Below are 14,462 nucleotides of genomic sequence, written 5' to 3'. Positions count from 1 at the left end.
GGATCGACGGCGATTTTGAATGTACATCAGGCTGCAGATCAACAATGTCGTCTCCCTGCCCGCCGGTATGTCGACCGGCTACTCCGCTCGTGATCGCAGCTTCGAAATCGGCCGCGAGGCTTGCGACTGGACCTTGCCCGACCCCGACAAGTTCATCTCCGGCCGACACTGCGATGTTCGATACGAGGCAGGCGCGTTCTGGCTGCACGACGTCTCGCGCAATGGGACCTTCATCAACGGATCGACCCATCGCATGGCCGGCCCGCATCGGCTTGACCATGGAGACCGGCTGCTGATCGGCCGCTACGTCATCTTCGTATCGATCGATGACGAGCGCGCCACGATGGGTCATCCTCAAAGCAGGCACGGTTCGACGCAACGACAAATGCCGGTCGCAACCGGTCGGCCGCTGGACTTCGGAGACCAGCCTTTCTTCGAGCCGGTGGAGCAACGGCCCGGGCAGAGGGCACTGGCGTCGACGCCTTCGCCGCCCGCGCCTCTCCCTTCGACGAGAGACGAGGTGCTGCGGGAAATCGCAGTCGGAGCCGGCATCTCGCCGGAATTGCTCCAATCGCGTGATCCGCATGAAGTTGCTGCCGAAATCGGCGCGGTGCTTCGAACGGTTGTCGAGGAACTGGCCTTGCTGCTGAAGGCACGTGCGGCTGCGAAGATACTGGCCAAGAGCACACACCGGACGATGATAAGCTCCGCTGATAACAATCCCTTGAAGTTCGTCCCGGGAACCGACGACATACTCGAAATCATGTTCGCGCGGCGCAGAGCCGGCTATCTTGATGCCAGGCACAGTGTCGAAGACGCATTCCGCGATCTCAAGACACATGAGTTTGCCACCTATGCAGCCATGCAAGCTGCGCTCTCCCGGCTGCTTGACGATCTGTCGCCTGAGGCGATCGGCAAAAAACTCCCACCCACGTCATTCACTTCGAAGAAGAGCCTGGCTTGGGACGCCTTTGTTGCCAAATGGCGGACCATGGAGGAAGCACACGAAAACGGAATGCTGGACATATTCCTCGCCTATTTCAGCGAAGCCTATGCCAAAGCCGACAAGCAAAAATAAGCCGGGGAGATTGAACCTGGCCCATGCCCCGGAAATCGGATTGGTTTGCTGCGCTGACCTTCGGCCGCGGTACGGATCACGCGCCAGGTGGAAAGTATTAGAGCGTCCTTTGCGAGCCCAAAGATGCGGGCTGTAGTTGGCGAAGAAAAATCCTTTCGCAGCGCTGCATCTGGTTCCAATCGACCGTTTCTAAGCTTACGATCACTTACGACAGTTCGCCAGCGGGTAAGGCTGATTGACCTGGGGTCTGCGGCACATGTCATGTTACGGCGGGATAGAAAGATATAGCCGACCTTCCTCCAGACACTGCCCTCGCCAGCAGCGCCTGCATTTCCTGCGCCTGACCAGGGACTGTTTTGCTCGCCTGTGGCGCACACGCAGCAACCAGGTGTGGACGGACGTTTGGCGATGAGCTCGAAGGACGATCCTTTCGGCCCAGCGGGCAAGACCGTCATTCGCGCACCGCGCCGCGCTGAAAAATCAGCGCCGGCTCCTCAGGGGCCTGTTCCTAACAGCGGGCAGCCCGGTCCCTCGCGGGTTAAGGATTCAACGATTTTCGATCCGGGTGTCGGTCGGCATGCACCGCCGGGCTGGGCATCCGGAACCGTGATTTATCAAGGTGCAGATCCCGGCGCAGCAGCGGCAACCGGCTCCTTTGCGGTGACGCCGGGCATTGAGCAGGAAATCCTGCTGAATGCCACGGACAGCGTCAAATATTCCGCAGCAAATCAGATCCTCGCTGCGGCCGCTCCTTTGCTGATGCTGTTTGGCCAGCTCAGACTTATGCCTGTCGAAAGACAGGCGGAGCAACTGGCGGAACACGTCGCCGAGGCGATCGAAAAATTCGACCGGACAATGGAGAAAGCCGGTGTTCCCGAAGAAGATGCACGGATCGCAAAATTTGTTCTCTGCGAAACCGCTGACGACCTCATCGGCAACCTGCCTTGGCCCAAGAGAGACGCCTGGGCGCATCACAGCATGCTGTCACAGTTCTTTCACGCCGTGCCCACCGGCTCGGGCTTCTACGAAGCGCTGAACAAGGTACTGTCAGCGCCGGAGGCACACTACGACTTGCTTGAATTGATGCATGCCTGCCTGTCGCTGGGGTTCGAAGGCCAGTATCGAGGCCTTTCGCGCGAGGACAACAATCTCGAACGCGTTCGACGCGACGTCTACGAGACGCTTCGCTACTTCAGGGCGCGCGCCGACGACGACATCTCGCCCCACTGGCAAAGCATGGCGGTGTCAAGCGCACAGTCGTCGGCCCGGTTGCCGCTCTGGGTGGTTGCGGCCGCAGCGTCGGCGCTGCTGACGGCGGCATTCTTCGCATTGCGGGTCTTCATTACCAACGAGGGCGAGGCCCTTGCCGGCAGGTTGCTGGCGCTCGATCCGTCGACGCCGATCGCCATCGAACGCGCCAGCGTGGTGCCGTCGGCTGCGCCGGTGAAAGTCGCTCCGCCTGTCGCCCCTACCCGTTCCCAGATCGATCGCATCCATGCGGCACTGGCCAAGACTATCGCGCGCGGCGGGCTGATCGTCGGCACGCAGGGCAGGTTCATCGTCGTGGAGATCAACAATGTCCTGCTGTTTCCGTCCGGCAGAGCCGAGATAAAACCGGAGTTTGCACCAATCGCCGCAGACATCGCCGCCGCACTGGAACCGGAGCCTGGACCGATCATGATCGTCGGCCACACAGACAATGTGAAGCCGCGAAAATCGAGCCCGTTCAAATCCAACTTCGACCTTTCCATCGCCCGGGCGAAGGCCGTCGCAGCGATGATGGCGCCACGGTTCAGCAAGCCTTCCCGGATCACCGTCGACGGCAAGGGTGAAGACGAACCGATCGCCGACAATGCGACGCCGGAAGGCCGCGCCCAGAATCGCCGTGTCGACTTGATGATCCCCAAGGAGGAAACACTGTGAGCACGGCCATTTGGAAGCGCCTATGACGCGTTGGCTGCTGCGGATATTCAGCGCGATCGCGTTGGCCGGTTTCGCGGCAGCCGTCTGGTTTGCCGGACCATTGATCCGCTTTGCCGATACCCGCCCGCTGGCACCCGTCTGGCTGCGCGTGACGATCATCGGCGTGATCGTTGCGATCGCGACGCTCTTTTATGGAGTGCGCTTCTGGCAGAAGCGAAAGGCGCAAAAGGCGCTCGAGACGATAGTCGCCCGCAATGACGACAAAGATGACGACTCGCAGGTGCTCGAGGCTCGTATGAATGAAGCCATCGCTGCGCTCAAGCGGTCGAGCGGCAGGCGCAATTTCCTCTACGAAGTTCCCTGGTACATCGTCATCGGCCCGCCCGGTGCCGGCAAGACAACGGCGTTGGTCAATTCGGGTCTGAATTTTCCGCTTGCCGGTTCGGGCGACGCCCAGCCGGTGGCCGGCGTTGGCGGCACACGATCCTGCGACTGGTGGTTCACCGATCAGGCGGTGCTGATCGACACCGCCGGACGCTACACGACGCAGGATTCCAACGCGCAGAGCGACAAGAAGAGCTGGCTCGCCTTCTTGTCGCTGCTTAAGAGATACCGCACCAGGCAACCGATAAACGGGGTTATCCTGGCCATCAGCCTTGCCGATCTCATGAGCCTCGATGATCGGCAGCTTGATGTCCATATCGTTGAAATACGCAGCCGCCTGCGCGAAATCCACGAAACACTGAAAATCCAGTTCCCGGTGTACCTGCTCTTCACCAAGGCCGACCTTGTCGCCGGTTTCATCGATTATTTTAGCGGTTTCGACGAGCAGCGCCGCCGCAAAGTATGGGGCGCGACATTCCAGACTGCCGATCGCAACAAGAACATGGTCGGTGAGGCACCGGCCGAATTCGACGCATTGGAAAAACGCCTGGCGGAGGAGATGGCCGACCGCCTGCAGGAAGAGACCGATCCGGTCGCACGTATATCCATCTTTGGCTTTCCAGCCCAGTTTGGCGCGCTGAAGGGCCGTATTGCCAGTTTCATCGCAAGCATATTCGATCCGGCCCGCAGCCAGGTGAACGTCAGCCTGCGTGGACTCTATTTTTCATCGGGCACGCAGGAGGGTACGCCGATCGACCAGGTGCTGGGCGCAATCGGTCGCAGTTTCGGCAGCGCTTCTCGCGCCCATCTTTCCGGCACTGGCAAAAGCTTCTTTTTGCACGATCTTCTGACCGGCGTCATTTTCGCGGAATCCGGCTGGGTTTCATACGACAAATCGGCTGAAAGACGTGCAGCGATCGCCAGATATGGCGGTCTTGGCGCAATAGCGTTAATCGCTGCCGCGGCTCTGGGCACCTTGGCCCTGAGCTTTACGGCCAACAGGTCGCTGCTCGCTTCTACGACGCAAGCTGTAAGCCGCTATCGAGAGACGGCGGAACCGCTACTCAAAACCCCGACGGTCGCCGACGTCGACCTCGAAAACGTCATTGGCCCGCTCGACCAGTTGCGCGAGCTGCCGGCCGGGTTCGACACCAGTGACTTGCCGACACCGATCGAGGCGACGTTCGGCCTCAGTCAGCGGGAAAGACTTCTTTCGGCATCAAAAACAGCTTACCGGCAAGCGCTGGAGCGCATGTTCCGTTCGCGCCTGCTGCTTCAGGCCGAACGGACGATCCAGGCCAGGATGGCTGATCCCGCCGCGCTTTACGAACCGCTGAAGATCTACCTGATGCTTGGCGGCAGGGCGCCGAAGGTCGACGACGAGCTGATCGTTTCCTGGATGAGGCAGGATTGGGAGCAGAACCGGTATCCGGGCGAAAACAACCGCGAGGGACGGGCGCAACTCGAAAAACATCTGCGGGCGATGCTTGCGCTGGACGACGCCTACGATCCGGTTTTCGAACTCAACCAGCCACTTGTCGAAGCCGCTCAACGCTCGCTCGGACGAATGAGCCTTGCCGATCGTGCCTCCGCCTTGGTCAAGTCGGCGGTATACGCGGCAGCGCTGGACGATTTTTCCATCTCCGTGAAAGGCGGCCCGGAAGCGCAGCTGTTGTTCGAGCGTGTCGATGGTGGCGATCTGTCAGGCCTTCGCGTTCCCGGTATCTACACCTATAGCGGCTTCAACAACTTCTATCTCGGACAACTCTCGCGCATTGCGCAGATGCTTGTCGATGACCAGTGGGTTCTCGGCGGCGGCGGCGAGCAAGGTGGCATCGACCAGGAGTTGCTTAAACTCGGTCCCGAACTTGTCGATCGCTATGGGAGGGAGTTCGCCGCGGCGTGGAACGGCGTTCTCGACAAGCTGAAGTTCAAGGCGATGCTGAAGGACAAGCCGCATTATATCGCGCTGTCCGCTGCCGCGTCACCAACCTCGCCAATCGACCAGCTTTTTACGGCGATCGCCGATGAAACAGCTCTGACGCGAGAAGCTGGTTCCGGCAAGGACTTCGGCTCCGAGGCCGAAGCCGACATGCTTCAAAACCAGCAGCAGAACGCTGCAGATATCGCCAGGGGATTGGCCCGCATCGGCATTCAAGTCGCCAGCGGCAAATCGCAAAGCCGGGCCGGTACAGGGTCCGCTAACGCGCAAAACCAGTATCCTGGGACGAGCGTCGAAGCGCAATTCAGATCATTCCAGGTTTTGGTGAACGGTCCCGCCGGACGCCGCCCAATCGATGCATTGACCCAGAATTTCCGCGACATCTATCAAAGCCTGCAATTGGCGGCCGATGTCCCTTCGCAAACGGAACGCGTCAACATGAATCTGCAGCTGCAGATATCCACCCTTCGCGCCAATGTCTCGCGTCTGCCCAAGCAACTCGCCCGAATGGTCACCGCGACCGCCGACGAGCTTGACGGCAACGTCGCAGAAACCTCGCTAACGAATTTGAACCAGATGCTCGACCAGACGGTCACGCGCGCCTGCGAGGAGATGGTCGAGGGCCGTTATCCTTTCGCCAGCGATGGCTCGGAGGATATTGCGATGGCGGATTTCGCGAAACTGTTCGCTCCAGGCGGACTGATGGACCGGTTCTTCGCACAGAATCTGGCGTCGCTGATCGACATGACCGGCCAGGACTGGAACTGGAAACAGGATGCGCGTTTCGGGCGCGACCTGTCGAAGTCGACTTTGAAAAACTTCCAGCTGGCCGCGGAAATCCGCAACGCCTTCTTTCCTTCAGGTGGTTCGGTGCCGTCGGTCAGTGTCACCTTTACGCCGTTTTCACTGCATGGCGATGCCGATACGGCGGAACTCGACGTCGATGGCCAGATTGTCCAAAGCAACCAGGCGGGCAACGCGCCAAGCACGGTGACCTGGCCGAGCGGCATGGCTTCCGCGTCCGCGAGCCTGAGCCTCATTCCGGAAATGCCGGGCCGTGCGTCCGCGATCAAGTTCGACGGTCCGTGGGCACTGAAGCGCCTGCTGGACAAGGCTGATATCACCAGCACCGGCGGCAACACGGAAGCCCGCTTCGTGATCGGCGGACGCGATGTCGCCTATACGATCCAGACCAGTTCGGACCCCAACCCTCTCTTCCTTCCCGCGCTTTCCGGGTTCAGCTGTCCAAAGGCGTTTTGAGATGACCTTTGCATGTTCCAGTACGGTGACGCTGTCCATCGGCAACAGATGCGCGGACGTTGATTTCGATACTTTAATATTCGAGCCTGTGGCAAACTGGCGCGAGCGAGCGCCTGACAGTGCGCCGCAGAGGACGCTTGAGAAGCGCTTGGTGGCAAAGTGAACAATGTCGCCCTTCCCTTTGAAAGCTTCGGCGTTAGCCACAGAGGCTGTGTCCGCGAGCTCAATGAAGACAGCTATCTGGTCGAGCCGGAAACTGGCTTGTGGGTGGTGGCCGACGGAATGGGTGGACATGATGCCGGGGAAGTCGCTTCGGCCAGTATTGTCGATCATCTGGCAACGATCGGCATTGCAAGCTCTGCACCGGATCTTCGCGCGCGCTTCGAGGACCGGCTGAGCCGGGCCAACGCCGAAATCCGCAGGATATCGGAATCCCGCGGAGTAACCATTGGCTCCACTGTCGCCGCCCTGCTGGCGATGGATGGGCGGTTTGCCTGCCTGTGGGCGGGCGACAGCCGCGTCTATCTGATCCGCAACAACTCGATCTCCCAGATTTCGAAGGACCATACCGAAGTTCAGGAACTTCTCGACAAGGGCATGATCAGCGCAGCCGAAGCGCTCACCTGGCCGCGCCGCAACGTTATCACGCATGCAGTCGGTGTCAGCGACGAGATCGTCATTGACTTCCAGCAAGGCGAAATCATGCCGGGCGACATATTTGTGTTGAGCACCGACGGGCTGACTGCGCATGTCACAGATGCCGAGATCGAGGCGGCGGCGGTGTCGGCGACGCCTCAGGCGGCATGCGAAAACCTGCTACAAACGGTGCTGGCGCGCGGGGGAACGGACAATGTCACGATCGTGCTCGTGAAGATCGGAGATGGGCGCAATGGGGCCCGTCTTGATCCTTCCCGGGCGGAAGGTTTAGGCTGATGAGCGCCGACGACAAGACGCGAATATCGCCTAACGTGGCCAATACAGCCGTAGGCACGCAACTCAGCGGCATCTATGAACTAGACGAGCGGATTGCATTCGGTGGCATGGGCGAAGTCTACCGGGGCCACAACATCCAGACCGGCGACCATGTCGCGATCAAGATCGTCTTGCCCGAGTTCGCCCGTGATCAGACGATCCTGTCCCTGTTCCGCAAGGAAGCGTCGATCCTCAATCACCTGTCGCACGACGCGGTCGTGCGATATCACGTCTTCACGATCGACCCCGGCATCGGTCGCCCCTATCTTGCCATGGAATTCGTCGACGGCCAGTCGCTGTTCGATATCATGCGACGTGGCCCGATGCCGACGGAAGACGTGCGCAAGCTCTGCCATCGCCTGGCTTCCGGCCTGAGCGCCGTGCACCAGGCGGGAGCAATACACCGCGACCTCTCCCCGGATAACATCATCCTGCCAGGAGGCCGGGTCGAACGCGCAAAGATCATCGATTTTGGCATCGCGCGGTCGGCGACCGTCGGCGGAGAGACCCTGATCGGCGGAAAGTTCGCGGGAAAGTACAACTACGTTTCTCCCGAACAGCTCGGGCTGTACAGCGGCGAGGTCAGCGAGCAATCCGACATCTACAGCCTGGGGTTGGTGCTGGCCGCTGCTCTGCGCGGGAAGCCGATCGACATGGGCGGCTCCCAGTTCGAGATCGTGGAAAAGCGCCGAACCGTTCCGGACCTGTCCGAGATCGACGGCGATTTTCGTGGAATTGTGGAAGCCATGCTGCAGCCGGATCCACAAGACCGGCCGATCAGCATGGCGGACATCGCCAAGGTGACACGTGACGATACGGATGAGGAGACAACGCCGCCAACGTCGATCACGCCGCGCGACCGGACGGGTTTGCCGCGAGCGGGGCGGACCGCCGCGCCTGGCCCCAAGCTCCCAAGTCAACGTCCGGCGGCTCCCGGTGAACAGCGCTTCGTTCCGCATGTCCGGCCGGCGCTTCTGTCCGAACCAAGGCCTTCGCCAGTTGCCGGTCCTCGGGCGGTTTTGCCAAAGGTTCCTGCAAAGTCCGCCAAGAGCCGATCGATCGTGATCGCTGCCTTGGCGGCCTTAGCTGTCGCGTCAGGTGCAGGCATTTATCTAAGCGGCTTGATGACGCCTTCCACGCCGACCGGCAGTGAGACAAAGCTCTCGGCACCGGAAGCATCAAAGCCGGCCCCGACGGACAGTGTTGCAAATTCGCCGAGCGATGAGCCGGCAAAGGCAGTTCCGCCTGAGCGGTCACAAACAGAGGCCGCTGCGCCTTCAGCTGAAAAGCAGGCAGGTGCCGCAGCGGATCAAAAGCTGGAGCCGACACGGCCCGCCGAAGTCCTCTCACCAAGCGAGGAAACCTCGGAGCCGGCGGCATCCGAGGAAACCTCGGAGCCGGCGGCAGCCCAGGAAACTTCGGAGCCGGCGCCAGCCGAGGCGCTGTCGCCAGCTGAAAATCAGGCAGATGCCGAGGCGCAAAAGTTGGAGCCGGCACGGCCCGCCGAAGTCCTCTCACCAACCGAGGAAGCGTCGGAGCCGGCGGCATCCGAGGAAACCTCGGAGCCGGCGGCATCCGAAGAAACCCCGGAGCCAGCGGCAGGCGAGGCACAACCACCGCCGGCAATTCAGCCGGATAGCGTGACCAGCGACAGCCAGCAAGCTGTTCCGCCGCGCGTCCAGGTCGCGCCGGTGGCGCCGGCCGACAAAGTCTCACCGCCCCCAGCGGTCCAGCCCGACGTGATGGAGAAGCCCGAGCAGCCGGCCAGCCAGCAGGCCACCACCCAGGTGCCCGACCCAGCTGCAGGCCAAGCGGGCGACGCGAGCGCAAAGGGGCAACAGGACGACCCGGCGGCAGGCAAACAGCCGGACGGACCCGCCATCACCTTGAACGTGCCGAAACCGGAACTAGAGCTGCCGCCGGCAATTGCCCTCGACGACGCCGCGCAACGGGTCTCCTGGGTGCGCGAGTTCAACGGCGGCGACTGTTTCTATGCGTCGTTGACGTCGGCAACCGAGACCGCCGTCGCAATCGAAGGATTGGGCACAGAGGTCCAGCCTTTCGAACGAATGTTGTCCGATTTCCAGGCAAGATTCCATGTCGAACCGGACATCAGCGTCCGCCTCATTGAACCGGCTCAATGCGAAGTCACCAACTTTCTGCGCTTTGTGGACCAGACGGCGACTGACAAGCCGCAGCTTGTTCTCGATCGAACGACGGTGCCGAGCGGCTCGCCGATCGGCGGCACGCTGGTGACGCGTGGCGGCCTGATTTCCAGCGTGCTGCTGATCGACCACAGGGGCATGGCATTCAACCTCGACGGTCGTATCTTGGCGCAAGCCGACAAAGCCACGTTCAACTTTCCGATCGATCTCAGCGCCGCCGACAAGGCGGCCGGCAAGGTCGTGCCGCAGATCATAATGGTGATCACGGGTCCACAGGATATTCAGGCTGCGGCGTTCTCCGCGCCGACACCAGCCGCGCTGCTGTTGCCCAGGATTCTCGAAGAGATCGCGACCACCCGATCTGAGTTCTCCGCGACTGCAAAGTACTTCCGGCTCGGCGGGTAGTATGGACGCCGATGGACCGCCGCCGCTCGCGTTTTTCCTTCCCGACCGCTGTCCCGCCCAAAAATCAGCGTGACTGGCTTCGCGGCCTGCTTACCCTCAGAGGCCGTATCAGACTTACGGTGATGTCGGGCGCGACATTGCTGGCTCTCCTGTCGTCCAACGAAGCGCGTGCCGAATTCACCGTCTGCAATCAGACGCTCGACGTCGTCAATCTCGCTGTCGGCCAAAAGGTCGACAATGCGGACCAGACCGATGGCTGGTGGACCATCGGCGCAAATCAGTGCGTGAACGTGATCCGCGAGGAACTCACCAACCGCTACATTTACATCTATGCGACGGACGTTTTTGGCCATGCAACCCTGACCGGGTCGACCGAAATGTGCATCGACAGGCGCCGATTTTCGATACGCGGCATCAATCAATGCTGGCAGCGCGGCCATATCGCCGCACGATTTCTCGAAGTCGATACACTTGAACAGGCGCGGTGGACCTTTTTCCTGACCGGAAGCAATCCGTGACGCACAGTATCGACACAAGCTTCAGGTTGAAAAAGCAGGCGCGCGCGGCCCAGCGCAGGCGCCGGCTCTGGCGCAGACTCCTTGCCGGTCTTGCTGTGGTTGTCCTGTTGTCGATCGCTGCCGGCTTCTATCTCACCGCGGACTATTGGTCGTTTGGCGATGAAGATGAGGAGTTGCACGCGGTCGAGGGAACCGACGATGTCCCAGCCGATGCATCGGTCTATGTGCCTGCCATCATCGACCTCGCAGGCGACCCGATGTGGATTACCCTTGCGCCCGACACCGGCGCCGCAACAAAAAGCCAAGTCATCCCGCGCCCGGCAGAACTCGATCAGGCTGGAGTTTCTCCCCAGATCGAAATTCTGTCTGACGTGATGCTTAGCGCCAGCGAAAAGTTCATGACAACGATACCGTCCACGCAGGAAGATTTTGCATTCTTCCAGGCACAGCGACAGACCGCGTCGGCGCCCTCCAATGATCTGCAAAACGATCTTCAGCCACCGCCCGTTCTAGACGAGGCTCCGGTTGCTTCGGACCCGCTGGTGGACACCGATGATGCCGAAGCAGGTTGGGGCGAAACAATCGATGCAGGCGAGGCAGCCCTTCCCGCGTTCCGGAAAACCCAGATCGAAAACAACACCAGCGTTGCAAATGTCACCAGCGAACATCAACGATACGAGGCTACCGAGGACACGTTCGTAAAGATTCTCAACGACCGCAGCTTGGACAGCGCTGTGCTGGATGCGCGTTTCTCCGCCGAGGATGCCAAGCTGGCAGGCGAAGCCCTGAAGGCGCTTTTCAATCGGGAAAGCCTTGAGCCGGGTTATGTCGTCGCCATGCGCGGTTTCAGGCCGACGCGCGAGACGACAACCATGTCCCTCATGCAGGTATCGATCTATGCCAAGAACGTATTTGTCGGCACGCTGACGCGCAATGCCGCTGGTGTGTTTGTGTCTGGTGTGGACCCCTGGGTCCGCGAAGATCTGTTCAACTACTCGGGTGCACAGGCGCAAGGCACGCACAAAAGGCAATACCGGCTGCTCGACGCAATCTACTCCACAGCAGCGCGCAACAAAGTCCCGACCGGCGTGATCGGAGAAGCGATCATGTATCTTTCGCGAGGACAGGATCTGGATGCCTTCGCCAGCGAAGACCAGCGTCTGGTGCTGATCTATTCGCAAAGGCCACGCGGCAAGGAAGAGACGGCCGGACGGGTGCTGTATGTTGGCGTCCAGGGTAGCGAAAAAAGCCTCGACTGTTTCGTGTTCCAGCAGACCGACGGCCAGTTTGCATGCATTAGCGGCGACGATCAGGTTCGCTCGCTGACAGTCGCCAACGGCATGGTTACCCCGGTCAACGGGGTCATGACGTCCACCTTCGGCCCACGCAAGCACCCAATCCTCGGGACTGTTCGCATTCACAAGGGCGTGGATTGGGCGGCGCCTTTGGGTACGCCGATTGCAGCCGCCTTCGACGGCGAAGTCGTTTTTCAAGGCGATGGAGGGGGTTACGGCAACCTGGTGAAGATTTCGCACGGAAACGGGCGCGAGACGCGCTATGCGCATATGCAGAAATTCGCGGTCAAGGGCGGTGTCGGCGCGAAGGTGAAAGCAGGCGATATCATTGGTTACATCGGCACCACCGGCCTCTCGACTGGGCCGCACCTGCATTTCGAACTCTATCGCAACGGCGAGGCGATCGATCCCCTGGGTACGGTCACGGCAATCGCAACGGACGCTTCCGCTGTCGAAACGCTGACCGACCGTATCGTTCAAGTCGAAAGTGGCGGCAGCGCCCGCGCCAAGAACCCACTGTCTTCGGCGACCGGCGCCGGTCAGTTCATAACAAAGACCTGGATCAGGATGATGAACACCTACCGCCCCGAACTTGCGCGGACGCTGTCAACCGCCGACCTGCTTGCTCTGCGTTATGACGCCACCATCTCGCGCGAGATGGTCAGCAATCTGGCGCGCGAAGGCGAAGCCTATCTTCGGTCGCGCGGCCACCAGATCACAGCCGGTCGGCTTTATCTCTGTCATTTCCTGGGAATGGAAGGCGCCCATCAAGTGTTGTCGTCGCCGGGTTCGGCGCAATTGAGCGCCGTGCTCGGGTCGGCCGTCATTCAAGCCAACCCGTTTCTCACCGGCAAGTCCGCCAGCTATGTCGTGAGCTGGGCCGAAAGGAAAATGGGGCGGAAGCTGAGCCCGGCGATGGTTGAAGCGAGCCAACGGACAACGACAACGACGGAAGTCCGGCAGACATCGCCCGAGTTCGAAAAATACAAGCAGGCGATCACGGCTATGGTGAGTTCCGTTCAGAATGCGCTTTGAGCCAGCGCATGGCCCGGAAATCGGAATCGGTTTGGTTTGCTGCGCTGACCTTCGGTTCGCCTCGAACAGGACGCGCGGGTCTGGTCTACTCAGTCCTTATCCGCATTTCCACCCGGCGGTTTACCGGATCGAATGGGTTGGGGTTGCGCGGATTCGCTTCGCCCAAGCCTGTCGCTTTGATGCGGGCAGGATCGATGCCGTTAGCGGTCAGGAAAGTTGTTACCGATCTCGCTCTTCGTTCCGACAACCCTTCGTTGTAATCAGCCGAACCGGATGCATCGGTGTGACCCTCAACAACGAAATTCAGAGTGCTCAGTCGGCTGTCCTTCAGTGCCTTGGCGAACTCGTCCAGTTCGGCGCGGGCAGTCGCATCGAGTTCCGCAGAATCCAGGCCAAAATTGATCAGCATGTCGAGGCTGGTTTTTTCGGCAGGCGCTTGCTTGTTCTTGCTGTTGCACTCTTCCTCGGTGCCGACGCAAATTCCACGCGACGGGCCGAACTCGCTCGCCGCGTCAAAAAACTTCACGATGTCTTCTGATTTCTGAAGCGGATCAGCAAAAGCATGGGTCGAAAAAAGCGCGACCGTAAACACGAAGGCTAAACTGCCCAACTGCATGACGGTTACTCCTGTCTTGAGCATCCGATTTCATCGACTGCGGACAATACCAAATTCCGAATCGATTGTCTGTCAATAAACGTCGAGCATACGGGTGGTGAAGGGCAGTTGCATCTTGCTCAGGACTGGAGACTTGACCCGCGCCCTGTCCAGGGCTTCAGTGTCGATTGTTCCCTGGGAAAGCGTGGCGGCCATGGCCAATGAGCTTCGATTCAAAACGGCACGGGATCTATTCATGGCCTGCCCCGCTGTTTCCAGGGATATGGTGGCACTTCCGACCGAACAGCCTTCCATCGAATTTTGCCGCGCCCTCCTGGCCGGGCGGGTGCCCGAGGAGGCGATTACGTTCTGTGCTTATCTGCTTCCCGAGCGGGCTGCGGTGTGGTGGGCTCATGAATGCCTGAGCCACCTCACCGTTCTGCTCGACAGCAGGGATCAGGAATTGCTCGCGATTGTTCGCGACTGGGTCAGCGAACCGGAGAGCCCTCACCATCGCCCGGAAGTGAGCAAGGCTGCGGCAATGCCGCCAACAACGCCGGCCGCCTGGATTGCCGTGGCTGCCGGACGGCATGGCAACGGTTCAGCTATGGAGGCGCCAGCACTATCGGCCTTGCCCCCAGCCGCCCGCGCTGTGAGTGCGGGGGTTCTGGCCGGACTGGCACGCGTTGCGTTGGAGGACCGCTTTTCGGTTCTTTCCGCGTTTGTCGAAATGGGCATCCAGATGGCAGAGACAGAGGCGCTGCGCCAATCAGCGGATGCGAATTAGACCGTAGCCGGATCCGCGAGCGGGATACGTTCAAATTGACTGAGCGTCCGGCTCTATCTGTTTGATTTAGCCGCATTCCTGCGACGCCAAGTGATTCCACTTG

At 60.5% G+C, this 14,462-nt stretch carries 9 protein-coding genes; 8 read left to right on the top strand and 1 reads right to left on the bottom strand.

The window, feature by feature from the left end:
• Positions 1 to 19 precede the first annotated feature (19 nt).
• From tagH to BQ8482_RS21810, 7 genes are all read left to right on the top strand, one after another.
• On the top strand, positions 20 to 1,078 hold the full coding sequence (gene tagH, locus BQ8482_RS21840; RefSeq protein WP_123149497.1) for a type VI secretion system-associated FHA domain protein TagH: 1,059 nt from the start codon (positions 20 to 22) through the stop codon (positions 1,076 to 1,078).
• Positions 1,079 to 1,486: 408 nt separating this feature from the next.
• Positions 1,487 to 3,001 (top strand): type VI secretion system protein TssL, long form, encoded by a 1,515-nt coding sequence (gene tssL, locus BQ8482_RS21835; RefSeq protein ID WP_123149496.1) that lies wholly within the window; start codon positions 1,487 to 1,489, stop codon positions 2,999 to 3,001.
• A 22-nt stretch (positions 3,002 to 3,023) separates the two neighbouring features.
• Positions 3,024 to 6,587 carry a type VI secretion system membrane subunit TssM gene (gene tssM / locus BQ8482_RS21830; RefSeq protein ID WP_123149495.1) on the top strand — a complete coding sequence of 1,188 codons (3,564 nt, stop codon included), beginning with the start codon at positions 3,024 to 3,026 and terminating at the stop codon, positions 6,585 to 6,587.
• A gap of 159 nt (positions 6,588 to 6,746) precedes the next feature.
• Positions 6,747 to 7,520, top strand: a complete 774-nt coding sequence (locus BQ8482_RS21825; RefSeq protein ID WP_123149494.1) for a PP2C family protein-serine/threonine phosphatase — start codon at positions 6,747 to 6,749, stop codon at positions 7,518 to 7,520.
• The gene (locus BQ8482_RS21820; RefSeq protein ID WP_123149493.1) at positions 7,520 to 10,129 is read left to right on the top strand and encodes a serine/threonine-protein kinase; all 2,610 of its coding nucleotides are present in this window, start codon (positions 7,520 to 7,522) and stop codon (positions 10,127 to 10,129) included. The genes BQ8482_RS21825 and BQ8482_RS21820 overlap by 1 nt, the downstream gene beginning before the upstream one ends.
• An 11-nt stretch (positions 10,130 to 10,140) precedes the next feature.
• Positions 10,141 to 10,647 (top strand): DUF1036 domain-containing protein, encoded by a 507-nt coding sequence (locus tag BQ8482_RS21815; RefSeq protein WP_165848660.1) that lies wholly within the window; start codon positions 10,141 to 10,143, stop codon positions 10,645 to 10,647.
• Positions 10,644 to 12,977, top strand: a complete 2,334-nt coding sequence (locus BQ8482_RS21810; protein ID WP_123149550.1) for a M23 family metallopeptidase — start codon at positions 10,644 to 10,646, stop codon at positions 12,975 to 12,977. The genes BQ8482_RS21815 and BQ8482_RS21810 overlap by 4 nt, the downstream gene beginning before the upstream one ends.
• An 85-nt stretch (positions 12,978 to 13,062) precedes the next feature.
• Here BQ8482_RS21810 and BQ8482_RS21805 read toward each other — a convergent pair whose 3' ends face one another.
• Positions 13,063 to 13,593, bottom strand: a complete 531-nt coding sequence (locus BQ8482_RS21805) for an OmpA family protein (protein WP_123149549.1) — start codon at positions 13,591 to 13,593, stop codon at positions 13,063 to 13,065.
• Positions 13,594 to 13,786: 193 nt separating this feature from the next.
• On the opposite strand from BQ8482_RS21805, the gene BQ8482_RS21800 reads away from it, so the two are divergent.
• Positions 13,787 to 14,359, top strand: coding sequence for a DUF6931 family protein (locus BQ8482_RS21800; RefSeq protein ID WP_123149492.1), 573 nt, complete (start codon positions 13,787 to 13,789; stop codon positions 14,357 to 14,359).
• Positions 14,360 to 14,462: the final 103 nt, after the last annotated feature.

It is taken from the genome of Mesorhizobium delmotii, from assembly GCF_900149755.1.
Classification (GTDB): domain Bacteria; phylum Pseudomonadota; class Alphaproteobacteria; order Rhizobiales; family Rhizobiaceae; genus Mesorhizobium; species Mesorhizobium delmotii.
The sequence above is the reverse complement of the archived record's forward strand: the minus strand, read 5'-3'. Positions and strand labels throughout refer to the sequence as shown.

Coding starts and splice junctions, on each gene's coding strand:
- tagH (WP_123149497.1), top strand. CDS start 20: ATGTACATCAGGCTGCAGATCAACAATGTCGTCTCCCTGCCCGCCGGT.
- tssL (WP_123149496.1), top strand. CDS start 1,487: ATGAGCTCGAAGGACGATCCTTTCGGCCCAGCGGGCAAGACCGTCATT.
- tssM (WP_123149495.1), top strand. CDS start 3,024: ATGACGCGTTGGCTGCTGCGGATATTCAGCGCGATCGCGTTGGCCGGT.
- BQ8482_RS21820 (WP_123149493.1), top strand. CDS start 7,520: ATGAGCGCCGACGACAAGACGCGAATATCGCCTAACGTGGCCAATACA.
- BQ8482_RS21815 (WP_165848660.1), top strand. CDS start 10,141: ATGGACCGCCGCCGCTCGCGTTTTTCCTTCCCGACCGCTGTCCCGCCC.
- BQ8482_RS21805 (WP_123149549.1), bottom strand. CDS start 13,593: ATGCAGTTGGGCAGTTTAGCCTTCGTGTTTACGGTCGCGCTTTTTTCG.
- BQ8482_RS21800 (WP_123149492.1), top strand. CDS start 13,787: ATGGCCAATGAGCTTCGATTCAAAACGGCACGGGATCTATTCATGGCC.